The following is a 24,375-nucleotide window of genomic DNA, read 5'->3' on the forward strand; positions in this document are numbered from 1 at the left end:
AACGACGAGGAAGGGAGCGCTCACATGGCAGACGTCACGCAGATCGGGCACTGGATCAACGGAGCACGGGTCGCAGGGGAATCGGGTCGCGAGGGCGACGTGTTCAACCCCGCCACCGGCCAGGTCACCGGACGGGTGGCGCTCGCGTCGCCCGGCGAACTCGACACGGCCGTCGCGACCGCCCGCGCCGCGCTGCCCGGCTGGCGCGACACGGGTCTGACGAAGCGCACCGCCGTCATGTTCAACCTCCGCGAGATCATCACGGCGCGCAGCGACGAACTCGCCCGCATCATCACGAGTGAGCACGGCAAGGTCGTCTCCGACGCCGCCGGCGAGGTGACGCGCGGCCTCGAGAACGTCGAGTTCTGCGCCGGCCTCATGCACCACCTCAAGGGCGACTACTCCGAGCAGATCTCGACAGGCGTCGACGTTCACTCCGTGCGCCAGCCCGTCGGCGTCGTCGCGTGCATCACGCCCTTCAATTTCCCCGCCATGGTGCCGCTGTGGATGGTGACGACGGCGATAGCCGCCGGCAACACCGTCATCCTCAAGCCGAGCGAGCGCGACCCCTCAGCGGCCCTCTGGCTAGCCGAGGCGTTCAGCGAAGCCGGTCTTCCCGACGGCGTGCTCAACGTCGTCAACGGTGACAAGGAAGCCGTCGACGGCATCCTCGATCACGACGACGTCGCGGCCGTCTCCTTCGTCGGCTCCACCCCCATCGCCCAGTACATCTACGAGCGAGCAGCGGGCAAGGGCAAGCGGGTTCAGGCACTCGGCGGCGCGAAGAACCACATGGTCGTCATGCCCGACGCCGAACTCGACGGCGCCGCTGACGCCGCCGTCTCCGCCGCGTACGGCTCCGCGGGCGAGCGCTGCATGGCGGTCTCCGTCCTCGTCGCCGTCGGCGAGGTGGCCGACCCGCTCGTCGAGAAGATCGCCGAGCGCATGAAGAAGCTCACCATCGGCGACGGCACCGACGAAGCCTCGGAAATGGGCCCCCTCATCACCGCCGAGGCGCGTGACCGCGTCGCCTCCTACGTCGAGGGCGCCGCCGGTGAGGGGGCCACGGTCGTCGTCGACGGCCGCGAGAAGACCTTCGACGGCGACGGCTTCTTCATCGGCACGAGCCTCGTCGACAACGTGCGGCCCGGCATGAAGGTCTACGACGAGGAGATCTTCGGGCCCGTGCTGTCGGTCGTGCGCGTCGACACCTTCGAGGAGGCCGTGAAGCTCGTCAACGACAACCAGTTCGCCAACGGCGTCGCCATCTTCACGCGTGACGGCAAGAGCGCGCGCGAGTTCGAGTACGCCATCGAGGTGGGCATGGTGGGCGTCAACGTGCCCATCCCCGTGCCGGTCGGCTCGTTCAGCTTCGGCGGCTGGAAGAAGTCGCTCTTCGGCGACACACACATGTACGGCCCCGAGGCGTTCAACTTCTACACGCGCCGCAAGGTCGTCACGTCGCGCTGGCCGGAGCCGACCGAGAGCCAGGTCGACCTGGGCTTCCCGACGCACTGAGTGAGCACTGTCGTCGCACGGGTGGAACGTCCGCTCGTGCGACGACACGTGTCCAGGGCGTCGTCTCTCAACCGATGACGATGCCCTGCGCCACTGCGACGACCAGCGCCCCGTCGACGTCCATCCGTGTGTTGCCGAAGCGGGCCCCGGCGAGGTTGACGCTGTCGACCCTCGCGCCGCGCAGGTCCGCCTCGCGCAGGTCGCAGCCGCGCAGCGTCGCGCCCGTGAGGTCGGCGTCGTCGAAGACGACGCGCTTGAGTGACGACTCGCTGAGATCGGCCTCGGCCAAGCGCACGTCCGACAGGTCGAGCCCGTCGAGCTTCGCCTGGCGCATCGTCACCATCGGCCACTGCCCACCGCGGACGACGGCGTGGGTCCACGAGCAGTCGGCGAACGTCGAACCCGAGAGCTTGCACCCGGCGAGCGTCGCCATGAAGAACCCGCAGTCGCTCAACGTGCACCCGGTGAACGCGACCTGCTCGAGCTGCGCGTCGTTGAACCGACAGTTGAAGAACGCGCACCCTTCGAACACCGTGGCGGCCATCGTCTTCTCCGTGAAGTCGCAGCCGTTGAAGCGGCAGGAGATGAAGCGTCGGCCGTCGAGATCGGTGTCGTAGAAGTCCACTTCGACGAAGCGTTCGTTCTTGGTGAGTGCGGTGTCGTCGGCCATGCCACGCATTGTGTCTCGTCGCTCCGACAACCCCGGCAGAGGCCTCGCCGAAACTCAGCCCCGGACGGAAGGCGCCGCCGTCATCCCGGCTGCGACCCTCGAACGACCCGCCGGCCCCACGGATGTCCACCCTGAGGATGACGCCGTGTCCACCCTGAGGATGAATTTTCGGCGAAGGGTCGAAATGGGGGATGTCCCTCAGGGCTCACGCAGCGTCAGGTGCCTAGGGTTTGAAGCATGATCACAGTAGAGGCGTTGACCAAGAGCTACGGGGGAACCGTGGCCGTCGACAACGTCACCTTCAAGGCCGAGCCGGGCCGAGTCACCGGCTTCCTCGGCCCGAACGGTGCCGGTAAGTCGACGTGCATGCGCATGATGACGGGGCTGACGCCGCCCACGAGCGGCCACGCCACCATCCTGGGAAAGAAGTACGACGAACTGACGAACCCGGGACGCCACGTCGGTGTCCTGCTCGACGCGAGTGCTCAGCACGCCGGACGCACCGGCCGTGAGGTGCTCACGCTCGGCGCCAAGACGATGGGCCTCGGCACCGACCGCGTCGACGAAATTCTCGACGTCGTCGGCCTCACGCCGCCGGAGGCGAAGCGTCGCGTGGGCGACTACTCGCTCGGTATGCGTCAGCGCCTCGGCATCGGGCACGCGCTGCTCGGTGACCCCGAGGTGCTCATCCTCGACGAGCCGGCCAACGGCCTCGACCCGGCCGGTATCCGCTGGATGCGTGGCCTCCTGCGCTCCTACGCCGAGCGTGGCGGCACCGTGCTCCTGTCGAGCCACCTGCTCCACGAGGTCGAGCAGATCGCCGACGACCTCGTCATGATCGGCCGCGGCCGCATCGTGCGTCAGGGCACGAAGCAGGAGCTGCTGCGCGGTGCGGGCACCAACGCCCACAGCACCGACGACGCTGCCCTCGCCTCCGCGCTGCAGGCCGCGAACATTCCCGTGCAGCGCACGCAGACCGGCATCCACACGCCGGCCGAACCCATCGAGGTGGGCAAGGTCGCTGCCGCGAACGGCATCGTCCTCGTCCAGCTCGGCCAGGCCGGCGGCTCCGGCCTCGAAGAGATGTTCCTCAACCTGACCGCCGCCGACTCCCGAGAGGTTGCGCGATGAGCACCCCCATGAACCCGAACCAGCCGCAGGGCGGAGGGCACTACCCGCCGCAGCAGCAGCCCGCTATGGCGGGCGGCCCGGGCGCGCAGGTGCCCCAGAAGGCTCCTCAGGGCGCGCAGTTCACCCCCCAGCAGGGCAGCGGCGCTCCGACCCAATCACGCCTGCCAAGCCGACTCGGTGACGAGGGACGCACGTCCCCGGTCTCCTTCGGGCGCCTCTTCGCCGTCGAGATGCGCAAGATGATCGACACGCGCGCCGGCAAGTGGCTCCTCATCGCCATGGGCGTCCTCATCATCATCGCGTCCGTCGCCGTGATGGTGAACGGGCGTCGGACGTCGCCGGAGTTCGGCAACTTCGTTGCCGCCGCAGGCATCCCGATGGGCTTCCTCCTGCCGATCCTGGGCATCCTCACCGTCACGAGTGAGTGGTCGCAGCGCACGGCGCTCGTCACGTTCACGCTCGAGCCGCGACGCTCCCGTGTCGTCCTCGCGAAGTGGGCCGTGGGGTTGCTGTTCGGTGCGCTCTCAATCGCGTTCGCCTTCGCCATCGGCGCGTTGACGACCTTCATCGCGCAGGCCGTGTTCGGTCACGACGCCAACTGGTCGATGTCGTGGGGCTCGGTGGGCGGCAACGTGCTCGCGCAGCTCATCGCCGTCTCGATCGGTATCGCGTTCGGTCTGGCGTTCCAGAACACCCCGGCCGCGATCTGCTCGTACCTGTTCATCCCGATCCTCGTGAGCATCGTGACGTCGTTCGGTGAGACGATGCGCAAGGTCGGCGAGTGGATCGACCTCAACCTCACGACGCAGCCGCTCTACAACGGCACGATGTCGAACGAAGGGTGGGCGAAGTTCGCCGTCGCGCACGTGCTGTGGCTCGTGGTTCCGATGGTCATCGGATTCATCCGCCTCAACAAGCGCGAGGTGAAGTCGTCCTGACCCAGGTCGACTGACCGTCCGGCGGGCCTCGGTCGCCGACGGGAGCAAAACACCCTCGGTGGGAGCGTCACGGCGCTCCCACCGAGGGTGTTTCGCTCCCATCGCCCGAGTCGTTCATGTTCCGTTCGGGCCGGCGACTCGCCGTCGTCAGGTCGGAGGCGTGGGATGCAGGGGCTGCCCGCACCTTGACTTGGAGGATTCACGTGAAACATCGCACCCCGGCCGCCCTTGCTGCTCTCGCCTGCCTCGCAGGCATGGCTCCCACTCAGGCGGTTGCGGCCTCTGACGGCGCGAAGCATCATGCGGGCTACACCTTCGCCGTCATCGGTGACGTCCCCTACGGCCAGGCGCAGATCGAGGCGTTCCCGAAGTGGGTCGACGAGATCAACGCCGACCCCGACGTGCGACTCGTTCAGCACGTCGGCGACATCAAGAACGGCTCGACGCGCTGCGACGACAGCTACTTCGCCTCGATCAAGAAGCAGTTCGACCGTTTCCGCGACCCGCTCGTCTACACCCCCGGCGACAACGAGTGGACCGACTGCCACCGCCCGAACAACGGCTCGTACAACCCCTTGGAGCGCCTCTCTGCCGTCCGTTCCACGTTTTTCGCGAAGAACAACACGACGAACGGGCGCCCCCAGCACATCGACGGCGTCAACCGCGCCTTCCCGGAGATCGTGACGTGGCGCAAGGCGAAGGTGAGCTTCGCCGCGCTGCACGTCGTCGGGTCGAACGACGACCTCGCGCCGTGGACCGGTATCGGCGAGAAGGCGGCGACGCCGGCGCAGGTTGCCGAGCAGAAGGCGCGGATGAACACCAACCTGGCGGCGCTGCGCTCGACGTTCGCCGACGCGAAGAAGCACAAGTCCCGCGCCGTCGCGGTCTCTCTCCAGGCGGACATGTTTGACCCGACGTACGACGTGCCGCACGAGAACAACACGGCGTTCACGCCACTTGTCGCCGAACTCGTCAAGCAGTCGAACGCGTTCCATGGCCCCGTCTACCTCATCAACGGGGACTCGCACGTCTACACCAGCGACCGGCCGCTGGCGAGCGGCTCGCGGTGGCTCTCGTTCTACGGCGTCAAGGTCAGCGCGAACAACCTCACCCGCATCACGGTGGACGGTTCGGACAACAACAAGGGCTGGCTCAAGGTGAGTGTGACCGATTCACCCGCAGTCCTCGAGTGGAGCCGCGTCCCCTACCGGACGCAGGCCGGCTGACCGACGGGAGCATCTGCGCCGACGGGAGCAGGACACCCTCGGTGGGAGCGTCGCAACGCTCCCACCGAGGGTGTTTCGCTCCCATGGCCTGGGGCGCTCCGTCGAGGGACGCGTCACCGGCTCGCGGGCCGCTTCCACTCGTCAGTGCTGACATTGCCACCCGTGACGACGACGGCGACCGAACCGCCCTGCGCTTCCCCGTCCCGCTTCTGACGAGCACGCAGCCCTGCGAGTGACGCAGCTGCGGCGCCCTCGGCGAGCAGGTGGGCGTGGGTGGCGAGCAGGTGCGCGGCGTCGTCGATGGCGTCGTCCGGCACGAGTTCGAACGCGGCGAGTCCGACATTGCCTGCCGTGCCGCGCGAGCCGCGCAGGACGCTCTGCGGCGTGGCGAAGGCGCATCCCGTGGCCAACCCGCTGACGCGGGTGTTGGCCTCTTGGGAGACTTCCGCCTCACATCGTCGAGGTCGAACCGCCGGAAGCCGCCGCGTTGCTGCGCTCGGGGCAGGTCGACGTCGCCATCACGTTCGCCTATTCCGGGCAGCACTTCGATGACGACGTCACCGTTGAGCACCTCGGGTGGGACGCGTTGCACCTCGTCGAACCATCTCGTTCGGTTGGCGGCACGATCGCGGAGGGGCGCGCCTCCGGCGAGCGGGAAGCGACGGGCCTGCGGCCGGAAGAACTGCGAAGGTTCTCCGACGACCGGTGGATCGCGGGCTGCGAGCGCTGGCGCACAGGGCTGCTCGACCTGTGCGCCTCCGTCGGAATCGAGCCCGACATCGGCTTCGCCAGTGACGACGTCGTCGCCGTACAAGCTCTCGTGGCAGCGGGTTTCGGGGTGACGTTGCTGTCTGCACTCGCGCTCGCGGGCCACCGCAACCCAGGCGTCGTCACGCACTCCGTTGTCGGTGCGGGCCGAGAACTGCACGGCGCGACGTACGGCGCACCGCCGCGCCCGGCCGCCGTCGAGGAGGTCGTGCAGACGCTGCTCGGCCTGTCGTGGATCGCGTGACGAAAGGTTGAGCCGTGTCTCGACGGCGCGTCGATCGTGAGGGCCTGCAGTGAACGGTTGTGCGGCGCTCATTGCCCGAGAACGCGTCGTGCCTGACGCGTTTCCGGACGATGTTCGGACGCGCTGGGCGTCAGGGCGGGCCGTCCAGGCCGAAGACTCCGCCGAACGGATCGACGAGCTGGCAGATGCTGCGCCCGCCGCCGATCGTGAGCGGCCCCCGATGATGCTCGGCTCCCGCATCGAGAAGCGCCTCGCGATGGGTGCTGACTCCGTCCGTCGCGAAGTAGGCAACGACGCTGGTACCGAACGGGTTGCGCTCGACGTCGGCGGGGTGGAAGCCGATCTCGGCACCATCGACCTCGACGAACCAGAACCCCGAATCAACCTGCACGGCAGTCGATTCCACGCGCAAGACGCGCTCGGCGTACCACCGGCATGACGTCTCCGGGTCTCGCGCAAAGATCATGACGCCGCGAAGTGGGTGGGTGTGCTCGTGGGTCGTCATGGCCCCAGGTTGCCACGGTCGGACGGTGAGATGGTCGCGACTCGACCACGCCGTCGCGAACGAATGTGACCGTGAATCGCAGATGTGCACACAGCCGTCGGCCTGAGAACTCGGGGCGCGCCGCGAGGGGGGCGGGTCGTTCACGCGATGTTCACGCGGCCCGCTGTTGGACAGGGCGACCAGATAGGCTAAAGTGGAGTCATTCCAGTTAAGGAATGCTTGCGGCGGCGCCACGCTCGCCGCCGATCCCCAACGCGAAGGAGCATGACGTGTCGCTCATCAACACGACCATCAAGCCGTTCAAGGCCACCGCTTTCAAGCAGGGCGAATTCGTCGAGGTTTCCGAGGCCGACGTCGCCGACAAGTGGAGCATCTTCTTCTTCTACCCGGCCGACTTCACGTTCGTCTGCCCGACCGAGCTCGGCGACCTCGCCGACTACTACGACGAGCTGCAGAAGCTCGGCGTCGAGGTCTTCTCCGTCTCCACCGACACCCACTTCACGCACAAGGCGTGGCACGGCTCGTCCGAGACGATCGGCAAGATCAACTACGCCATGATCGGTGACCCGACGCTCCAGATCTCGCGCAACTTCGAGATCCTGCGCGAAGACGAGGGCCTCGCCAACCGCGGCACCTTCCTCGTCGACCCCGACGGCGTCATCCAGTTCACCGAGGTCACCTCCGAGGGCATCGGCCGTAACGCCGCCGAGCTCGTCCGCAAGGTCAAGGCCGCCCAGTACATCCGCAACCACCCGGGCGAGGTCTGCCCCGCCAAGTGGGAAGAGGGCGAAGACACGCTGGCCCCCTCGCTCGACCTCGTGGGCAAGATCTGACCGTTGCGATTCGCGGAGCCGCGGGGCTGAATCCTCGCAAGTTCGGGCTCTCAGCCTCGCGGCTCGCTCATCGCGCACCCCAAGCCGGTGACGACGGGCGCGTTCACCCCTTCCGCGCCCGCCGCCACCCCCGTCCCCCGGGCCGCGGGTGGAAGCCGGCGAGAAGGCCCCCCAGGTTCTCGCCGACTCCCACTCCCGACCCGACTCCCCGCTCGCCTCACGTCGTGACGTGCGAGCGACGCCCGTCCAACTCCCAGGAGGCACCCCATGGCCGTCCTCGACCAGAACATGACCGCCCAGCTCAAGCAGCTGCTCGGCAACCTTCGCGAGCCCGTCGAACTGCGCGCCAGCCTCGACGACTCCGACAAGTCCAAGCAGACCGAAGAGCTCCTCAAGGAGATCGAGGCACTCCACGACCTCGTCTCCTACTCGCGCACCGACGAGAACGAGCGCCGCCCCTCCTTCGAAATCGCGCGCCGCGACACCGATGTCGGCGTCCACTTCGCGGGCCTGCCGCTCGGCCACGAGTTCACCTCGCTCGTGCTCGCACTCCTCCAGGTCGGCGGCCACCCCGTCAAGATCAGCGACGAGCAGGCCCAGCAGATCCGCGACATCGAAGGCGAGTTCCGCTTCGAGACGTACATGTCGCTCTCCTGCCAGAACTGCCCCGACGTCGTGCAGGCGCTCAACGCCATGAGCGTCATCAACCCGAACATCCACCACATCGCCATCGAGGGCGGCGCCTTCCAGCACGAGATCGAAGAGCGCGACATCAAGGCCGTGCCGACGGTCTACCTCAACGGCGACGTGTTCGGTCAGGGCCGCATGACGATCCAGGACTTCATCTCGAAGCTCGACACCGGCGCAGACGCCAAGGCCGCCGAGAAGCTCAGCGCCAAGGACGCCTTCGACGTCCTCGTCGTCGGCGGTGGCCCCGCCGGTGTGGCGGCCTCGGTCTACACCGCACGCAAGGGCATCTCCACCGGCCTCGTCGCCGACCGCATCGGCGGCCAGGTGCTCGACACCATGGCCATCGAGAACTTCATCTCGATGCCGTACACCGAGGGCCCCAAGCTTGCCGCGGCGCTCGACCAGCACCTGCACGAGTACGAGATCGACGTCATGAAGGGCCAGAGCGTCGCCAGCATCGAGGACGACGGCGACCTCAAGAAGGTGACGACCGAGACCGGCGCCACCCTGCGTGCCAAGCAGCTCATCCTCGCCACCGGCGCCCGCTGGCGCCGCATGAACGTGCCCGGAGAAGAGGAGTACCGCAACAAGGGCGTCACGTTCTGCCCGCACTGCGACGGCCCCCTGTTCAAGGGCAAGAAGGTCGCCGTCATCGGCGGCGGTAACTCCGGCGTCGAGGCCGCCATCGACCTCGCCGGCGTCGTCGGCCACGTCACCGTGCTCGAGTTCCTCGACACCATGCGCGCCGACGAGGTGCTGCAGCGCAAGCTGAAGTCGCTGCCGAACGTCGACATCGTCATGTCCGCTGCGACGACCGAGGTTCTCGGCGACGGCAAGGCCGTCACCGGCCTTGAGTACACCGACCGCGAGAGCGGGGAGACGAAGAAGCTCGACGTCGAAGGCGTCTTCGTCCAGATCGGTCTCCTGCCGAACACCGAGTTCCTCGACGGCGTCGTCGAGCTCAACGAGCGCAAGGAGATCGTCGTCGACGCCCGCGGCGGCACCTCCGACCCGGCGATCTTCGCCGCCGGCGACGCGACGACCGAGCCCTACAAGCAGATCGTCGTCGCAGAGGGTTCCGGCGCCACGGCCGCGCTCGGCGCGTTCGACGCGAGCATCCGCGTCTGACGCAGCCCGCACCACAAGGGTCGAAACGTTCCCCTCGTGTGCCCAAGCACACCGCTTGCGCACAAGAAGGGAAGGCTTCGGCCCTTCGTGCGTGATTGATGACGCCCACCCCGCGCGCCGCATAACGGGAAGGTCACGCGTCGTTGCTACCGTGGCCTGTCTCCCGGGAACCGGGTGAACATCCCGACACGCACGGCCAGGAGGCGTAACGCATGCTCGAACAGTTCCGCCTCATCCTCAAGGCCCTGCCGTGGACGGGCCCGGCCATCGTCGTCGGAGCATTCCTCGCGCTGGTGTCCTTCTTCCTCTTCGCCCGACGCCGCTCGCACGCCGACCGAGTCGGTTTCGCGCTCGTCGTGTGGTGCCTCGTCGTCGCGGCCGTCGTCACGCTGAGCCCGGTCAAGAACGACTACTTCGGGATCCCGGCGGCGGGGTGCGATTGGTCGATCTGGCGCCCGCTCGCCCGTGACTACTGGTTCAGCTCCGGCTCCCGGCCGCCGAATGTCTGGCTGCTTTTCCCCGCCGGTGTCGGCGTCATGCTCCTCGACGGATTCTGGCGCAAGTTCCTCGGCATCGCGTTCCTCCTCGCGCTCCCACCGGGGATCGAGACGATCCAGGATCTTTACCCCGAGCTCAAGCGCAGCTGTTCGAGCCAGGACGTCGTCGACAACTGGACGGGTCTCGCCATCGGGCTGCTCATCGGTGCGGCGCTCGCGCTCCTCGTCGGCATCTACCGCTTCTTCCGTGGCAAGGCGCGCGCCCGTCGCGAGCGCAAGGACGCCGCGCTGTACGGCGAACCCGCAGCAGCGACGCCCGCCGCCCAGGCCGACCTCCCGCTCGGTGGCGGTGAGCCCGACGCCGTGCGCTACGACGAGTTCTCCGACTTCGACGACCGCCCCAACTCGACCCGCTGGTACGAGGACGACGGCTACACCGCGACGCAACCACGGCCGTCACGCGGAGGTCTGCGCGACGACGACGGACGCACCCGCGCGATGCCGACCGGCCGCCATCTCGACCCGGAGAGCCCGTACTCCCCGGAGTCGAGCGACCCCGACGACCCGGACGCCACCCAGATCATCCGCCGTCGGTGAACACCCTCGCGACCTGACATCCTGACGCCATGAGCATCAGCCGGGTCGCCGTCGTCGGGTCGGGGCCCAACGGCCTCGCCACTGCCGTGACGCTCGCGCGCGCCGGCCTCGCCGTCGACGTCCTGGAACGTAACGCCTGGCTCGGTGGGGGAGCCGCCACCCGCGAAATCACCCTCCCCGGGTTTCGGCACGACCTCGCGAGCGCGGTGCACCCGATGGCGCTCGCAAGCCCCTTCTTCCAATCCTTCGGGCTCGCCGACCGCATCGACATCGCCGTCCCGGAGATGTCGTTCGCCCACCCGCTGCCCGACGGCCGTAGCGGCTTCGGGTACCGCGATCTCGACCGGGCCGCCGACGCGATCGGCCGTGACGGCGGCGCGTACCGAGCCTTCCTCGGGCCGGTCGTCGACCACCTCGCCGGAACGGTCGATCTCATGCTCAACTCGTTGCTTCGCGTGCCGCGCGACCCGGTGGCCGCCACGATCTTTGCCGCCCGCGTCGCCGAGGCCGGCACCCCCGCCTGGAACGCCCGGTTCGCGGAGGGGATCGCGCCCGCTATGCTCACCGGTTGCGCGGCTCACGCCATCGGCCGACACCCCAGCCCGGCGCTCGCCGGCGGCGGGCTCCTCCTTGCTGCCACGGCCCACGCGGCCGGGTGGCCCGTTCCCGTTGGCGGCTCACAGGCCATCGTCGACGCTCTCGCGGCCGATCTCGAGGCGCACGGTGGACGCATCGTGCTCGATCGCGGGGTGACAGACCTCGACGAACTCGACGAGTACGACGCCTGCGTCCTCGACGTCGGTGTACCCGCCTTCCTCGATCTCACCGGAGAACGCCTGCCCGCGAAGTACGCGCGGGCCCTGCGCCGCTACCGGCACGGGCGCGGTGTGAGCAAGGTCGACTTCGCGCTCGCCGGGCCGGTGCCGTGGGCTGATGCCCGTCTCGGCGAGGCGCCCACAGTCCACCTCGGCGGAACGCGCGCCGAGATCGCTCTAGCCGAACGGCAGGTCGCTCGCGGCTGGGTGCCCGAGCGTCCGTACGTCCTTGCGGTGCAGCCGAGCGTCGTCGATCCCACCCGAGCACCGGAGGGAAAGGCGACGTTCTGGGCCTACCTCCACGTGCCTCACGACAGCAATCTCGACGCCACCGACCTCGTCACACGCGCCGTCGAGGAGTACGCGCCGGGCTTCTCCGACCTCGTCCTCGCGAGCGTCGCGACGCGGGCCACCGACTTCGCCGAGGCGGTGAGCCCCAACTTCGCCGGGGGCGATTTCGCGGGCGGCGCGGTGAGCGTCGCGCAGATGGTGAAGCGACCCGTGGTGTCGACCGCGCCCTGGCGTACCCCGCTCGACGGCGTCTATCTCGGCTCCGGCGCGACGGCGCCCGGCCCGGCCGTTCACGGCATGAGCGGCTGGCATGCCGCGCGCACACTGCTCGCCGACCACGGCGTCGAGGCGCCGTCCCTCGCGCCGTCAGTTACGCGAAAGTAGCTTTCCTTGCCCGAAGCGCCCACCCGAGGCGCCTCGACGCGCGAGACTGGGGTTCTTGGGCGGCCCACTCGGGCTACCGCGACCACCAGCCGACTCTGTGCAAGGGGACGACGATGACGACGCAGGCAGACACGAGCAAGACGACGGCGAAGCGCGTGCACGCGTTCGGTGACGACGCGCTCGGGACGCACGACGCCACGGGGCTGGCCGCCGCCATCGCGGCCGGCGAGGTGAGCGCGAGCGAAGCTGTCGAAGCCGCGTTGGCACGTGTCGAAAAGGTCGACGGCGTCCTCAACGCCCTCGAGTTCCTCGACGCGAAGCGGGCCCGTCAGCGCGCCGGCCGCATCGACTCCGGCCTGAGCGGCGGCGTTCACGACAAGCACGGCGCAGGTCTGCGCGGCGTGCCGAGCGCGTTCAAGGACAACATCGTCGTCGCGGGCGTGCCCATGACGCAGGGCTCACAGGCCATGCCGCGCGTGAGCAACCGCCGCAGCGGCAAGATCGCCACGCAGATGCTCGCCACCGGACTCGTGCCGATCGGCACGACGACGATGCCCCCCTTCGGCTGGACGGCGACGACGGAGCGTCCGGGCGACGACGTCACCCGCAACCCGTGGGACACGAGCCGCTCCTCGGGCGGTTCGTCCGGTGGCGCCGCGGCCCTCGTCGCGTCGGGTGCCCTGCCGATCGCGCACGGCAACGACGGTGGTGGCTCCATCCGCATTCCTGCCGCGGCCTGTGGCCTCGTCGGTCTCAAGCCGACGCGACGACGCCTCGTGCTCGGCGAAAGCGCGGCGTCCATGCCGGTCAAGATCGTCGCCGACTCGGTTCTCACCCGCACAGTGCGCGACACGGTGACCTTCTTCGAGGAGGCCGAGCGGGTGCGCCGCAACCGCAAGCTGCCTGCCATCGACGTCAGCGCGAACCCCGAGCTGGAGGCTCCGCTGCGCGTGGGCGTGATGGTCGACAGCCCCTTCGCGCCGCCGTCGGACGCCGACACGCGCGCTGCCGTCGAGGGCGCCGCGAAGCTGCTCGGCGAGCTCGGTCACCACGTCGAGGAGTGGGAGCCGAACATCCCGGCGAGCTTCCAGGAGGACTTCCTCGACTACTGGGCCTTCCTCGCGTACAACACGGCAGCGGGCGGAAAGCGCCTGTTCCACAAGGATTTCGACGCGAGCAAGCTCGACCCGTTCACGCTCGGGCTTGCACGCCGCGGCAAGCGTCGCCTCGCGCACGCACCCGTCTTCCTCTCGCGCCTGCAGGCGAGCAGCAAGGTTTACGACCGACAGATGGCCAAGGGTCCGGACGTCGTCCTGTCGCCGGTGCTCGGGCACATCACGCCGGAGATCGGACACCTGGCGGGTGACCTCGACTTCGAGACGCACATGGAGCGCGTACTCAAGTACTGCTGCTTCACCCCGCTGCACAACGCGACGGGCGCCCCCGCCATCAGCCTCCCGCTCGGCGCGACGGCCGACGGGCTCCCGGTGGGCGTCATGGTGTCCGGGCGAGGCGGCGGTGAGAACACCCTGCTGCGTCTCGCGCTGCAGGTCGAGAAGGCGCAGCCGTTCCGCCGCCTCGACACCGTCTGACGACTCACCGGCCCGCCCTGTCGGGGGCGCCTGCAAGGATGACGCCATGAGCGACGACTTCGACAACGACCCGTACGACGAAGCGCCCGTCCACCAGCTCGACGAGGACGGCGACGTCGACTTCGACGAGGGCGTCGGCCCCGACGTCGACGGTGACGAGCTTCCCGACGACACGAGCCGCACCGCGAGCGATGAGTCCGACGGACGCTGACCCCGCGCGCCCCGACGGCACTCTCGAAAGCGATCTCGAGAGTGCTGCTGTGACGACCCCCGACTCGCTCGCACAGACGAAGGGCCGGGGCGTTCGTTGGCCCGGGTCCGTGCTGGCCGTTCCACCGCTGCGTCCCCGTGCGGCGCTCACTCGACGTCAGGTGCTCACCGAGACCTGGCTCGTTCTCCTCGTGAGCCTCGGTGCAAGCGCCATCTGGTCGACCATCTCGCTGCTGCGCAAGGCGCTCGAGGCCCGCGCCGCCGGCACGTCGCTCAGCACGAAAACCTCCACGCTCAACGCGTCCCGCTCGTCGCTCGAGTGGCTCGACGCCCTCAGCCAGTTCATCGGCATTGCGCTCGCCCTCGTACCGGCGGCGCTCGCCGCCCACCTCCTCGGGCGTTCGATGCGCAACCCGCTGGGGTTCATCGGCCTCGACGGCACGCGCAAAGGCCCCGACGCGGTGCTCGGCGCGCTGCTCGCCGCCGTAATCGGTTTGCCCGGCCTCGCGCTGTACCTCGGCGCCCGTGCTGCGGGCCTCAACACGACCGTCGTCGCGTCGGGCCTCTCCGATCACTGGTGGGTCGTGCCCGTCCTCGTCCTCGCGGCTGTGCAGAACGCGCTGCTCGAAGAGGTCGTCATGGTGGGCTACCTCTTCACGCGGTGGTCGCAGGCGGGGTGGGGGCGCACGAAGGTCATCGTGGTCAGTGCGCTCATCCGCGGTGGGTACCACCTCTACCAAGGCATCGGCGGGTTCGTCGGCAACGTCGTCATGGGCCTGATCTTCGGGTGGCTCTACACCCGCACGCGCCGTGTCATGCCGCTCGTCGTGGCCCACACGATCCTCGACATCGTCTCGTTCGTCGGGTATGCGCTGCTCAAGCCACACGTCTCCTGGCTCTGACCCGTTTCACTCCGCGAACAGACGGTACGAACCTCTATTGATCATTGCTCAATACGGCGCGAAGTGACTAAGCTCACGTTCATGACCAACCTCGCTGACAACCTCGTGCGCACGGCGCAGAAGCTGCCCGACGGGGCCGCCATCAGGCTCGACGACTTCACCCTCACCTGGCAGCAGCTCGACGACGCCACGCAGCGCGTCGTCACCTTCCTGCGCGACCACGGCATCGAGCCCGGTGACCGCGTCGCGCTGAGCCTGGCGAACGTCCCCGCCTTCCCCGTCATCGCCTACGGCGTGTGGCGTTCCGGTGCCGTCCTCGTGCCGATGAACCCGCTGTTCATGGCGCGCGAGGTCGAGTACTACCTCGAGGACGCGGGCGTGAAGCTCGTCTTCGGCATGGGCGGCGAATCGGCCAAGGGCGCGGCCAACAAGAACGTCGAGTACGTCGAGGTCGGTGCCGATCAGCTCCAGGGCGTCCTCGGTGCGCTCGAGCCGACGCCGGACGTCGTGGACCGCGCCGACGACGACACCGCCGTCATCCTCTACACCTCCGGCACGACCGGCCGCCCGAAGGGCGCCGAGCTCACGCACCGCTCGCTCGACATCAACCAGGAGGTCTCGGCTCGCACGCTCATGGCGATCACCTCCGACGACGTCATCATGGGCTGCCTGCCGCTGTTCCACGTCTTCGGCCTCACGTGCGGCCTCAACACCTCCGTCGCCACGGGCGCCACGCTCACGCTCATCCCGCGCTTCGACCCGAACAAGGCGCTCGACGTCGTCGGCCGCGACAAGGTGACTATCTTCCAGGGCGTGCCCACGATGTATCAGGCGATGCTCGCCGCGGCCGCGAACCGTGACGACTACGACATGTCGTCGCTGCGCACCTGCGCTTCGGGCGGTTCGGCGATGCCCGTCGAGGTGCTCAAGAAGTTCGAGCAGCGCTTCGAGGCGACGGTCCTCGAGGGCTACGGCCTGAGCGAGACCTCGCCCGTCGCGTCGTTCAACCACCCGAACGCAGAGCGCAAGCCCGGTTCGATCGGTACGCCGATCGAAGGCGTCGAGATGATCGTCGCGGACAGCGACGGCAAGCCCGTTGCCCAGGGTGAGGTCGGCGAGATCGCCATTCGCGGCCACCTGCTCATGAAGGGCTACTGGAATCGCCCCGACGCCACGGCCGAGGCCATCCGCGACGGCTGGTTCTTCAGCGGTGACCTCGCCCACCAGGACGAGGACGGCTACTTCTTCATCGTCGACCGCGCCAAGGACATGATCATCCGCGGCGGGTACAACGTGTACCCGCGCGAGGTCGAGGAAGCGCTCTACGAGAACGAGGAGATCGCCGAGGTTGCCGTCGTCGGTGTGCCCGACGAGCACTACGGCGAGGAGATCGCAGCCTTCGTCGTGCGCACGCCGGGCTCGTCGCTCTCCGAGGACGACGTCAAGGAATTCGCGAAGGCCCGCGTCGCCGCCTACAAGTACCCGCGCACCGTCACGTTCATCGACGCGCTGCCGAAGGGCGCCACCGGCAAGATCCTCAAGCGCGAACTGCGCAGCTGACCCTCCACGCGAACGCCACCGTCGGACTCTCGAAGAGCCCTGCGGTGGCGTTCGCGTGCGAACTATCATGGACGGCATGACCAGTTCGCGTGGCGACCATCTCCTCCTCATCGTGGCCCGACTCAACCGGTGGGCCACTCGCCGCGCCCAACTGCCTGCGCCGGCGGCCCAGCTGCGTCTGCTCTCCCTGATGAACGATCTCGGCCCGTCCCGCATCGGTGATTTGGCCGTTGCGGACAACTCCTCACAGCCGACGATGACGACGCAGGTGCAGCGCCTCGAGGCACTCGGCCTCGTCTCGCGCACCGCCGACACGCGTGACGCGCGCGCCACGCTCGTGTCGATGACGGAGGCGGGCCGCGAGGTGCTCATGGAAGCGCGCGCAGCGCGTGCGGAGGTCGTCGTCCCGCTGCTCGAGGGGTTCACCGAGGACGAGCTGGAAACCCTCGACGCGGCCCTCGACATCCTCGACCGTGGCCTCACAGCACAGCGCAACAGCAACGGACGGCGCTGACACCGTCACGCATCACAGCACCACGACGCGGATCGGCCGCGGGCACGTAGCCCGCGGCCGATCCGCGTTTCTGTGGCAGCGAGCGTCAGCTCTTGTCGCCCTGGGACGACGCCTCGTCGTCCGCAGCCTTGTCGGCAGCCGCCGTCGCCTTGGCCGCCTTCTCGGCGCTCACGGCAGCCTCGCGGACAGCCTTCTCCGCCTTCTCACGCGCGGCCTTGGCCGACTTCGACTTCGGCGCCATACCGGGCTTCGGCTTCTTGCCGCCGTTCGACCGGTCGGGGTAGCCGTGCTGGAAGCCGCCCTCACCCTCGTCGAGGATCTGCTTGGCCGAACCGACGATGAGCGGGTCGGGCTCGTGGATGAAGTCCGTGTTCTTGCCCGGGTAGTCGAGCGAGTCGAGCACGTAGCGCATCACCTCGACACGGGCGCGCTTCTTGTCGTTGCTCTTGATGACGGTCCACGGAGCCCACTCGGTGTCGGTGTGCTCGAACATGGCCTCCTTCGCCTCGGTGTAGGCGTCCCACTTGTCGAGGGAGGCGAGGTCGGTGGGCGACAGCTTCCACTGGCGCACCGGGTCGGTGCGGCGCTTCTCGAAGCGCGTGAGCTGCTCGGCCTTGCCGACGGAGAACCACAGCTTGCGCAGGTGGATGCCGGAGCCGACGAGCATGCGCTCGAACTCGGGCGCGGTGCGCATGAACTCGTCGTACTGTTCGTCGGTGCAGTAGCCCATGACGCGCTCGACGCCGGCGCGGTTGTACCAGGAGCGGTCGAAGAAGACGATCTCGCCCTTGGTGGGCAGGTGGGAGACGTAGCGCTGGAAGTACCACTGACCGAGTTCTTCCTCGGTGGGCTTGTTGAGCGCGACGGTGCGTGCACCACGGGGGTTGAGGTGCTCGTTGAACCGCTTGATCGACCCACCCTTTCCGGCGGCGTCACGCCCCTCGAAGATGAGGACGACCTTCTCGCCCGATTCCTTGACCCAGGCCTGCATCTTGAGCAGCTCGATCTGCATCTGGCGCTTGAGGTACTCGTACTCCGTGCGTGTCATCTTCACGTCGTACGGGTAGTTGTGCTGCCAGGTCTCGTCCTGCGTCTTGAACTTCTTTCCCATGTGACTATTGTCCGCCTTCGAGGCGCTTCCCGGAAGGGGTCGGGGGCATCGTTGGGACGTAGGTCCCCTTCCGTTCGCCTGCGCGTCGCGTTGGGCCCATCGTGTCGTGGAGGGGGTCGTTGGACCGGCGTTCTACAGTGGGCCCATGGCGCGCCCCCACTTCGCCTCACGGGTCGAGGACAAGCTCAACAGCTCCGCCGCGTCCGTTCTCTCGCGGCGTGACTGGTCGACGCGCGTCTTTCCCTACGTCGGGTACGGCTCGGTCGATCCCGCGCTCGAAGGTCGCGACCCGTTGGAGCGCACCCCGAAGCCGTCGACGTCGCGCTGGCGCGCCTCGTCCGGCCCGAAGCGACGCATCCCCGAGGACGGCATCGCGCGCGTCCTCGGTCGGGTCGTGCTCGGCAAGGACGGGCAGCCGTCGGTGCCGACGGCGAGCGACGACTCCCTCGTCCGGCGCGGCTTCAAGGCGTTCTTCTCCGTGCCGGAGACCGAACGCGAGGTCACGGTGACGCTCGGGGACGCCACGGCGACGGGCCTCACCGATCGCGGCGGCTACTTCGAGGTCGAGGTCACCGGGCACGGCCTGCGTCACGGATGGCACGACGCGCACGTCGAGTGCGACGGCGTCACCGCGGTGGCTCCGGTGCAGATCATCGGCGGGCACGTGCGCTTCGGCATCGTGAGCGACATCGACGACACGGCCCTCATCACGGCGCTTCCGCGCCCGCTCATCGCCGCGTGGAACACGTTCGTCGTCCGCGAGACCGTGCGCCGTGAGGTGCCGGGCATGGCAGCGTTCTACCGCTCGGTCCTCGCGCAGCATGAGGACGCGCCCGTCTTCTACCTCTCCACCGGCGCCTGGAACACGCAGCCGGTGCTCACCCGCTTCCTGCGCCGGCACGGATTCCCGCGCGGCACACTGCTGCTCACCGACTGGGGCCCGACGGAGACGTCCTGGTTCCGCTCGGGGCAGGCGCACAAGCGGCGCTGGCTGCGGCGCCTGGCTGCCGAGTTCCCGCACATCGAATGGCTGCTCGTCGGGGACGACGGCCAGCACGACCCGTCGATCTACGAGCAGTTCGCGCTGAGCTACCCCGATCACGTCGCGGGCGTCGCGATCCGGCAGCTGACGGTGGCGCAGCAGGTGCTCAGCCACGGTCACCCGCTCCAGATGGACGACGTCGTCGGCCGCGTGCCGGGGGTGCCGTGGTTCGAAGGTCCCAACGGATTCGTCCTGCACGGACACGTCTCGAAGGTGCTCGGTCATGCCTGAACTGCCCGAGGTGAGCGGCCTCGTCGGATTCCTCACCGAACGACTCGTCGGACGCGCCGTCGTCGGCGTCGAACTGGCGTCGTTCGCGGTGCTCAAGACGTTCGACCCTCCGCCGCAGGCGTTCGAGGGGCTCGTCGTCGACGCCGTGCACCGCCACGGCAAGTTCGTCGACATCGAGGCCTCGGGGCTGCACTTCGTCTTCCACCTCTCGCGAGCGGGGTGGCTGCGCTGGTCGGACAACCTCCCGACGACGACGCTGCGCCCCGGGAAGTCGCCCATCGCCGTGCGCGTGCGCCTCGACGACGGGGCCGGCTTCGACCTCACCGAAGCGGGTACGCAGAAGCGCCTCGCCGTCTACCTCGTGCGCGATGTCCAGGAGGTGCCCGGCGTCGCGAAGCTCGGCATCGACCCGCTGTCCGAGGAGTTCACCGAGGAGGCGTTCGCGGCCCTCGTGGCCGAACGACGCATGCAGATCAAGGGGCTGTTGCGCGACCAGTCGGAGATCGCCGGCGTCGGCAACGCCTACTCCGACGAGGTGCTCCACGTCGCCAAGCTGTCGCCGTTCGCCATGACGACGGCGCTCACGCCCGAGCAGGTCCACACCCTCTACGAGGCGCTGCGCACAACGCTCACCGACGCCGTCGCGGCGGCCTCGGGCAAGCCTGCGAAGGAACTCAAGGACGCCAAGCGCGCCGGCATGCGGGTGCACGGCCGGACAGGGGAGGCGTGCCCGGTGTGCGGCGACGTCGTCCGCGAGGTGTCGTTCGCCGACCGCTCGCTGCAGTACTGCGCGACGTGCCAGACGGGCGGCAAACCGCTCGCCGACCGGCGCATGAGCAAGCTGTTGAAATAACCCGAATCACACGATTTCACAGCACGACAAGGTGACACCGGCCTTCGGGGCTCGATACCGTTGAGGCCGCGAAGGGGCCGACAACGAAAGAAGCCACCATGAGTGACCTGACTCGCCGCGAGGCGATCGCAGGATCCGGTGCTGCCCTGACTCTGGCGATGCTGGGTGCCGGAACGGCACAGGCCGCACGAAGCGACGAGAACGAACCGCACGTCGTCGTCCTGCCCGTGACGCCCGACCGCGTCGCCGTCGTGGCGCGGGTTGGCTCGGGTGAGGTCCTGAAGGCTTCGCAGGGAGCCGAGAGCCGCAGTCAGACGGCCGTGAAGGACATCGCCGTGCTCGGCCTCGCGGTGGCGAAGAACGCACGGTCGCGCGTCGTCGTCGAGGTGGCCGACACGCGCCGCGCGATCGACGTCGACACTCGGGTCGAGGCGCTGCGCGCGTCCGAGCTGCGCGTCGTCAACAAGCGTGTGGCTCTCACGAACAAGGACAAGCCGAAGAAGCTCGCGACCGCAGGTGCGGTTGTCGTCGATGCGCGCCTGCAGCACCCCATCAAGCGCATGATCAAGGCGGCGAAGAAGGACAAGGTCGACCTCGAGGCCGTCAGTGGCTACCGCTCGTTCGAGTATCAGGAGAGCCTCTACGCCCGCTACGAACGTCGTGACGGTCGCAAGGCCGCCGACACGTACTCGGCGCGCGCGGGCCACAGCGAGCACCAGCTCGGCCTGACGATCGACGTGCGCGGCGCCGACGCCCTGCACGAGCTCGAGGAGTCGTTCAAGGACACCCCGACGGGCAAGTGGGTGGCTGCCCACGCGCACGAGTTCGGCTTCGTCGTGCGATACCAGGAGGGCCAGGAGAAAACGACGGGTTACCGCGCCGAGCCGTGGCACCTGCGCTACGTCGGTGACGACGTCGCTCGCTTCCTCCACGAGCGCCGCGACATCAAGACGCTCGAGGAGCTCTTCGACCTGCCGGCCGCGCCCGGCTACTGACAGACCTTCGACAACGCCGCCGCTCGATTCCGAGCGGCGGCATCGTCGTGTGCGGGTGGAGCCGGAGTTTCGGGGCCGCAGGGTTGACGATGCCCCCCGCGCCTTCGGCACAGGGGGCATCGCTCGGGGCTCACTTGGCGGCAGGCACCTTGGCGAAGGCCTCTTCCGCGTTGTGGCCACCGGAGACGTTGCCGATCGGCCAGACGACCGCGAGTCCCTTTCCAGTGATGTCGGAGAGCGGCACGCTGCCGAGCTTGCCGGTGCCGTCGTCGTGGAACCGGCTGTCGGCGGAGTCGCTGCGGTTGTCGCCCATGACCCAGACCTTGTTGTCGGGCACCGTGATGGAGAACTTCTCGGCGCACGGCTGCACGCCGGACTTCAGGTAGGGCTCGTCGACCTCGACACCGTTGACCTTGAGCTTGTTGCCCAGGCCCTCGCACGAGACCTTGTCCCCACCGACGCCGACGACACGCTTGACGAGGTGCGAGCCGCTCGCCGACAGGTGCGTCACCTCGGCGACCTTGCGGATCGCGCCGAACACGGCGTTTCCGCTCGGCACGGGCTGCGTCCAGTCGCCCGGGTCCTTGAAGACGACGACGTCTCCCCGCTTGACCTCGCCGAAACGCGGCGTGATCTTGTTGACGACAATGCGGTCGCCGATCTGCAGGGTGTTCTCCATCGACGCCGACGGGATGCGGAAGGGCTGCACGAGGAACGTCGTGATCAGTGCCCAGACGGCCCACACGACCGCGACGAGAATGACGCGATCGCGCCAGAGCTTTGCTTTGCCTTCCATACGGGCAAGTATGACGGGTCGGCCTGTGCGTTCCGTGGACGTCGGGCGATCTGCCCAACCGTCCGAGAGACGCGAAGGGGCGGCAACCTTCGTCAGGTTGCCGCCGCTCGGGGTGGTACGGGCTCAGATGATGGCTGCGTCGCCCGAGTCGGAGACGATCGTCTTGCCCTCGGCGTTCCACTGCTTCATGCCGCCCTCGACATTGGCGACGGCGCGGCCCTGGCCGGTGAGCCACTCGACGGCGCGGCCGCTGCGCGCGCCACTGCGGCACACGACCGGGAGGTCGCCGTCCACCTCGGGCAGCTCGTTCAGGCGGTTCGGCAGGTCACCGAGGGGGATGTGGATGGCGCGCGGCGCGTGACCGGCGTCGTACTCGTCCTGCTCGCGCACGTCGAGAACGACGGCGTCGTCAGCGATGTCCTTGGGGTTAACCGTGTTCATGCCTCCACCCTGCCATGTTCGCGCCGTCATCGGCAGGGGCGACCGCTGCGCAGAATTCACGCCCTGGGAGCGATGGTGGAGGTCTTCTTCGTGTGAGGCAAACTTCTTGCCAACTAAGTGGACTTCTACAGATACCTTGGTTGCGTTGAGGAAGTGGGCTCAGAAAACGTGAAGGGATGGCGAGTCGTGGGAGTCTTGGGTGCGTTCATAGTCATGGTGGCGACTGCTATGCAGAGTCAATTGGATGTGGCTGAGATCTGGGCATGGCAGAGGGTGTCGAAAAAGATTGCGCCAGAGATGGTTGATCAAGCAATTCCCAAAGGCACAATGTTTTTCCCTAGGGGGTGTACAAAAACCCAGATAGGCTCGCATGGATACCTGAAGATGTGAAAGTCAAGTTCGAGGATCGTTCTAAGCGATCGGCTGCTTGGATGGTGCTACTGCTGGGGGCCACCTTGGTCTTCGCTTCCGAGGTCGAAAGTGCGCTCCCGCAGTGGGGAGTGTTTGTTGGACTGGTATGTCTGGTGGCAGCGCTCTGGGTGGGCGACCTATTTACCAAGTCAATTTCTCGGCCCGCAGAAGAGCGGTGCACTGAGGCGATCAAGGTAAAAATTCCAATCTACTGTGCGCAGCGTCAAGAAGAGATGGAAAGTAAGAAGTTTGTTGCGCGAATCAAGAGGGTCGCGGTTGGGATTCTTCGGCCTGTGACCTCTGCGTTCAGTTTGTTTCGTCGGTTCGTGAGAGAGGGCTCTGCGAAGTAGTGCGCGCAAAAGTTCGCGGCCACGTGTAGTTCCGGTTCTCACGCGCGACCCGCCTCTGGGTGGCCACTGCCGCTTTGCGCTCGTCCGGACGATTGCCAGCTGTTGATGACCAAGGTGGCCCGGGGCGCGGCCCTCCACTCGTCTCATAGTTTGTGGTGCTGGTTTGAAGGTGGCACCATCCGGTCGTGGCTGATTACTGCCTGAGCACCCTGGCGCGTCGTCGACGAACGGCTTCCGATTTAGGGTGGCGGACGTGAACATCCTGTCGATTCAGTCGTCGGTGGCCTACGGCCATGCCGGAAACTCGTCCGCAGTCTTCCCGCTGCAGCGACTCGGGCACGAGGTGTGGCCGGTGTACACGGTGCACTTCTCCAACCACACGGGGTACGGCGAGTGGCGCGGCCCGGTGTTCGAACCGGAGACGGTGCGCGACGTCATCACCGGCATCGAGGAGCGCGGCGTCCTCGACCGCTGCGACGCGGTGCTCTCGGGCTACCAGGGTGGCGAGAAGGTCGGCGAGGTCATCCTCGACGCCGTTGCCCGCGTCAAGGCCGCCAACCCGAAGGCCCTCTACTGCGCCGACCCCGTCATGGGTGACGTCGGCCGGGGCTTCTACGTGCGCGAGGGCATCCCGGAGTTCATGCGCGACGTCGTCGTGCCGGCCGCAGACATCCTGACGCCCAATCAGTTCGAGCTCGAGTTCCTCGTCGGTCAGAGCGTCTCGAGCGTCGCCGACCTGCTCGCCGCCGCCGACGCGTTGCGTGCCAAGGGGCCGCAGGTCGTCCTCGTGACGTCGGTGCAGACCGACGAGACGCCGGCCGACTCCGTCCAGATGGCCGTCGTCGACGCCGAGGGTGCCTGGATCGTCACGACGCCGCTGCTGCCCATGTACGTCTCGGGCTCCGGCGACGCGACGGCCGCCATCTTCCTCGCGCGCGACATGACGTCCACGCCGGCCGAGGCACTCGTGGCCACGGCGTCGTCGATCTACGACGTCATGGAGCGCACGCACGCCGCAGGCTCGGGCGAGATCCTCCTCATCGAGGCGCAGGAGGCCATCGCGCACCCCGCGAGCGAGTTCGAAGTCACCCGGTTGCGCTGATTCTGTAGACGTTGCGCGCGCTATGTGACG

At 68.1% G+C, this 24,375-nt stretch carries 24 protein-coding genes; 18 read left to right on the forward strand and 6 right to left on the reverse strand.

What is annotated here, in order from left to right:
• Nucleotides 1–24 precede the first annotated feature (24 nt).
• On the forward strand, nt 25–1,518 hold the full coding sequence (locus tag EVU97_RS12860) for a CoA-acylating methylmalonate-semialdehyde dehydrogenase (RefSeq protein WP_129666363.1): 1,494 nt from the start codon (nt 25–27) through the stop codon (nt 1,516–1,518).
• A gap of 67 nt (nt 1,519–1,585) precedes the next feature.
• Here EVU97_RS12860 and EVU97_RS12865 read toward each other — a convergent pair whose 3' ends face one another.
• The gene (locus EVU97_RS12865) at nt 1,586–2,188 is read right to left on the reverse strand and encodes a pentapeptide repeat-containing protein (RefSeq protein WP_165357967.1); all 603 of its coding nucleotides are present in this window, start codon (nt 2,186–2,188) and stop codon (nt 1,586–1,588) included.
• 237 nt (nt 2,189–2,425) lie between these two features.
• On the opposite strand from EVU97_RS12865, the gene EVU97_RS12870 reads away from it, so the two are divergent.
• The 3 genes from EVU97_RS12870 (at nt 2,426) to EVU97_RS12880 (ending at nt 5,483) form a co-directional block, all read left to right on the forward strand.
• Entirely contained in the window at nt 2,426–3,319 is an 894-nt protein-coding gene (locus tag EVU97_RS12870; protein ID WP_047310794.1) for an ABC transporter ATP-binding protein, read from the forward strand.
• The gene (locus tag EVU97_RS12875) at nt 3,316–4,257 is read left to right on the forward strand and encodes an ABC transporter permease (protein WP_129666367.1); all 942 of its coding nucleotides are present in this window, start codon (nt 3,316–3,318) and stop codon (nt 4,255–4,257) included. The genes EVU97_RS12870 and EVU97_RS12875 overlap by 4 nt, the downstream gene beginning before the upstream one ends.
• Nucleotides 4,258–4,460: 203 nt before the next feature.
• Nucleotides 4,461–5,483 carry a metallophosphoesterase gene (locus tag EVU97_RS12880; RefSeq protein WP_129666369.1) on the forward strand — a complete coding sequence of 341 codons (1,023 nt, stop codon included), beginning with the start codon at nt 4,461–4,463 and terminating at the stop codon, nt 5,481–5,483.
• 113 nt (nt 5,484–5,596) lie between these two features.
• Here the strand turns inward: EVU97_RS12880 and EVU97_RS12885 are convergent, their stop codons facing one another.
• Nucleotides 5,597–5,893 carry a hypothetical protein gene (locus EVU97_RS12885; protein ID WP_205744919.1) on the reverse strand — a complete coding sequence of 99 codons (297 nt, stop codon included), beginning with the start codon at nt 5,891–5,893 and terminating at the stop codon, nt 5,597–5,599.
• A 77-nt stretch (nt 5,894–5,970) separates the two neighbouring features.
• Between EVU97_RS12885 and EVU97_RS12890 the strand changes: the two genes are divergently transcribed.
• The gene (locus EVU97_RS12890) at nt 5,971–6,495 is read left to right on the forward strand and encodes a LysR substrate-binding domain-containing protein (RefSeq protein ID WP_165357968.1); all 525 of its coding nucleotides are present in this window, start codon (nt 5,971–5,973) and stop codon (nt 6,493–6,495) included.
• Between the two features lie 130 nt (nt 6,496–6,625).
• On the opposite strand, the gene EVU97_RS12895 is transcribed toward EVU97_RS12890, so the two are convergent.
• Nucleotides 6,626–7,000: a VOC family protein gene (locus EVU97_RS12895; RefSeq protein WP_129666373.1), complete on the reverse strand. Its 375-nt coding sequence runs from the start codon at nt 6,998–7,000 to the stop codon at nt 6,626–6,628.
• Between the two features lie 269 nt (nt 7,001–7,269).
• Between EVU97_RS12895 and ahpC the strand changes: the two genes are divergently transcribed.
• The 9 genes from ahpC (at nt 7,270) to EVU97_RS12935 (ending at nt 17,013) form a co-directional block, all read left to right on the forward strand.
• Nucleotides 7,270–7,833: an alkyl hydroperoxide reductase subunit C gene (gene ahpC, locus EVU97_RS12900; protein ID WP_047311193.1), complete on the forward strand. Its 564-nt coding sequence runs from the start codon at nt 7,270–7,272 to the stop codon at nt 7,831–7,833.
• Nucleotides 7,834–8,100: 267 nt separating this feature from the next.
• Nucleotides 8,101–9,651, forward strand: a complete 1,551-nt coding sequence (ahpF, locus tag EVU97_RS12905; RefSeq protein ID WP_129666375.1) for an alkyl hydroperoxide reductase subunit F — start codon at nt 8,101–8,103, stop codon at nt 9,649–9,651.
• Between the two features lie 212 nt (nt 9,652–9,863).
• Complete coding sequence (locus EVU97_RS12910; protein WP_129666377.1) at nt 9,864–10,745, forward strand: hypothetical protein; 882 nt, start codon at nt 9,864–9,866, stop codon at nt 10,743–10,745.
• A 29-nt stretch (nt 10,746–10,774) separates the two neighbouring features.
• On the forward strand, nt 10,775–12,235 hold the full coding sequence (locus EVU97_RS12915) for an NAD(P)/FAD-dependent oxidoreductase (protein ID WP_129666378.1): 1,461 nt from the start codon (nt 10,775–10,777) through the stop codon (nt 12,233–12,235).
• Nucleotides 12,236–12,348: 113 nt separating this feature from the next.
• Nucleotides 12,349–13,827 (forward strand): amidase, encoded by a 1,479-nt coding sequence (locus EVU97_RS12920; RefSeq protein ID WP_129666380.1) that lies wholly within the window; start codon nt 12,349–12,351, stop codon nt 13,825–13,827.
• A gap of 46 nt (nt 13,828–13,873) precedes the next feature.
• The gene (locus EVU97_RS15035) at nt 13,874–14,038 is read left to right on the forward strand and encodes a hypothetical protein (RefSeq protein WP_156170145.1); all 165 of its coding nucleotides are present in this window, start codon (nt 13,874–13,876) and stop codon (nt 14,036–14,038) included.
• 49 nt (nt 14,039–14,087) lie between these two features.
• Nucleotides 14,088–14,939: a CPBP family intramembrane glutamic endopeptidase gene (locus EVU97_RS12925; protein WP_370448538.1), complete on the forward strand. Its 852-nt coding sequence runs from the start codon at nt 14,088–14,090 to the stop codon at nt 14,937–14,939.
• 81 nt (nt 14,940–15,020) lie between these two features.
• A complete protein-coding gene (locus EVU97_RS12930; protein ID WP_129666384.1) occupies nt 15,021–16,499 on the forward strand; it encodes a long-chain fatty acid--CoA ligase in 1,479 nt (492 codons plus the stop codon).
• A 76-nt stretch (nt 16,500–16,575) separates the two neighbouring features.
• Nucleotides 16,576–17,013, forward strand: a complete 438-nt coding sequence (locus tag EVU97_RS12935) for a MarR family winged helix-turn-helix transcriptional regulator (protein ID WP_052946913.1) — start codon at nt 16,576–16,578, stop codon at nt 17,011–17,013.
• An 85-nt stretch (nt 17,014–17,098) separates the two neighbouring features.
• Here EVU97_RS12935 and ppk2 read toward each other — a convergent pair whose 3' ends face one another.
• The gene (gene ppk2 / locus EVU97_RS12940; protein ID WP_047310786.1) at nt 17,099–18,124 is read right to left on the reverse strand and encodes a polyphosphate kinase 2; all 1,026 of its coding nucleotides are present in this window, start codon (nt 18,122–18,124) and stop codon (nt 17,099–17,101) included.
• A 145-nt stretch (nt 18,125–18,269) separates the two neighbouring features.
• Here ppk2 and EVU97_RS12945 point away from each other — a divergent pair, with 145 nt between their 5' ends.
• From EVU97_RS12945 to EVU97_RS12955, 3 genes are all read left to right on the forward strand, one after another.
• Nucleotides 18,270–19,397: an App1 family protein gene (locus EVU97_RS12945; RefSeq protein WP_047310785.1), complete on the forward strand. Its 1,128-nt coding sequence runs from the start codon at nt 18,270–18,272 to the stop codon at nt 19,395–19,397.
• Nucleotides 19,390–20,250, forward strand: coding sequence for an Fpg/Nei family DNA glycosylase (locus EVU97_RS12950; RefSeq protein ID WP_047310784.1), 861 nt, complete (start codon nt 19,390–19,392; stop codon nt 20,248–20,250). Before EVU97_RS12945 ends, EVU97_RS12950 begins: the two co-directional genes overlap by 8 nt.
• Nucleotides 20,251–20,348: 98 nt before the next feature.
• Nucleotides 20,349–21,245: a M15 family metallopeptidase gene (locus tag EVU97_RS12955; protein ID WP_129666386.1), complete on the forward strand. Its 897-nt coding sequence runs from the start codon at nt 20,349–20,351 to the stop codon at nt 21,243–21,245.
• Between the two features lie 130 nt (nt 21,246–21,375).
• Here the strand turns inward: EVU97_RS12955 and lepB are convergent, their stop codons facing one another.
• Together lepB and EVU97_RS12965 are read right to left on the reverse strand one after the other, a co-directional pair.
• Nucleotides 21,376–22,041 (reverse strand): signal peptidase I, encoded by a 666-nt coding sequence (lepB, locus tag EVU97_RS12960; RefSeq protein ID WP_129666388.1) that lies wholly within the window; start codon nt 22,039–22,041, stop codon nt 21,376–21,378.
• Between the two features lie 123 nt (nt 22,042–22,164).
• Nucleotides 22,165–22,482 (reverse strand): rhodanese-like domain-containing protein, encoded by a 318-nt coding sequence (locus EVU97_RS12965; RefSeq protein ID WP_129666390.1) that lies wholly within the window; start codon nt 22,480–22,482, stop codon nt 22,165–22,167.
• A 1,014-nt stretch (nt 22,483–23,496) separates the two neighbouring features.
• On the opposite strand from EVU97_RS12965, the gene pdxY reads away from it, so the two are divergent.
• Entirely contained in the window at nt 23,497–24,345 is an 849-nt protein-coding gene (pdxY, locus tag EVU97_RS12970) for a pyridoxal kinase PdxY (protein WP_129666392.1), read from the forward strand.
• Nucleotides 24,346–24,375 lie beyond the last annotated feature (30 nt).

Origin of the sequence: Dermacoccus sp. 147Ba (assembly GCF_004151355.1) — a bacterium.
In the GTDB taxonomy this organism is placed as follows: Bacteria; Actinomycetota; Actinomycetes; order Actinomycetales; family Dermatophilaceae; genus Dermacoccus; species Dermacoccus abyssi.

Excerpts from the sequence above, each read along its gene's own strand:
- EVU97_RS12860 (WP_129666363.1), top strand. The coding sequence starts at position 25 with ATGGCAGACGTCACGCAGATCGGGCACTGGATCAACGGAGCACGGGTC.
- EVU97_RS12865 (WP_165357967.1), bottom strand. The coding sequence starts at position 2,188 with ATGGCCGACGACACCGCACTCACCAAGAACGAACGCTTCGTCGAAGTG.
- EVU97_RS12870 (WP_047310794.1), top strand. The coding sequence starts at position 2,426 with ATGATCACAGTAGAGGCGTTGACCAAGAGCTACGGGGGAACCGTGGCC.
- EVU97_RS12875 (WP_129666367.1), top strand. The coding sequence starts at position 3,316 with ATGAGCACCCCCATGAACCCGAACCAGCCGCAGGGCGGAGGGCACTAC.
- EVU97_RS12895 (WP_129666373.1), bottom strand. The coding sequence starts at position 7,000 with ATGACGACCCACGAGCACACCCACCCACTTCGCGGCGTCATGATCTTT.
- ahpF (WP_129666375.1), top strand. The coding sequence starts at position 8,101 with ATGGCCGTCCTCGACCAGAACATGACCGCCCAGCTCAAGCAGCTGCTC.
- EVU97_RS12910 (WP_129666377.1), top strand. The coding sequence starts at position 9,864 with ATGCTCGAACAGTTCCGCCTCATCCTCAAGGCCCTGCCGTGGACGGGC.
- EVU97_RS12915 (WP_129666378.1), top strand. The coding sequence starts at position 10,775 with ATGAGCATCAGCCGGGTCGCCGTCGTCGGGTCGGGGCCCAACGGCCTC.
- EVU97_RS12920 (WP_129666380.1), top strand. The coding sequence starts at position 12,349 with ATGACGACGCAGGCAGACACGAGCAAGACGACGGCGAAGCGCGTGCAC.
- EVU97_RS15035 (WP_156170145.1), top strand. The coding sequence starts at position 13,874 with ATGAGCGACGACTTCGACAACGACCCGTACGACGAAGCGCCCGTCCAC.
- EVU97_RS12930 (WP_129666384.1), top strand. The coding sequence starts at position 15,021 with ATGACCAACCTCGCTGACAACCTCGTGCGCACGGCGCAGAAGCTGCCC.
- EVU97_RS12935 (WP_052946913.1), top strand. The coding sequence starts at position 16,576 with ATGACCAGTTCGCGTGGCGACCATCTCCTCCTCATCGTGGCCCGACTC.
- ppk2 (WP_047310786.1), bottom strand. The coding sequence starts at position 18,124 with ATGGGAAAGAAGTTCAAGACGCAGGACGAGACCTGGCAGCACAACTAC.
- EVU97_RS12945 (WP_047310785.1), top strand. The coding sequence starts at position 18,270 with ATGGCGCGCCCCCACTTCGCCTCACGGGTCGAGGACAAGCTCAACAGC.
- EVU97_RS12950 (WP_047310784.1), top strand. The coding sequence starts at position 19,390 with ATGCCTGAACTGCCCGAGGTGAGCGGCCTCGTCGGATTCCTCACCGAA.
- EVU97_RS12955 (WP_129666386.1), top strand. The coding sequence starts at position 20,349 with ATGAGTGACCTGACTCGCCGCGAGGCGATCGCAGGATCCGGTGCTGCC.
- lepB (WP_129666388.1), bottom strand. The coding sequence starts at position 22,041 with ATGGAAGGCAAAGCAAAGCTCTGGCGCGATCGCGTCATTCTCGTCGCG.
- EVU97_RS12965 (WP_129666390.1), bottom strand. The coding sequence starts at position 22,482 with ATGAACACGGTTAACCCCAAGGACATCGCTGACGACGCCGTCGTTCTC.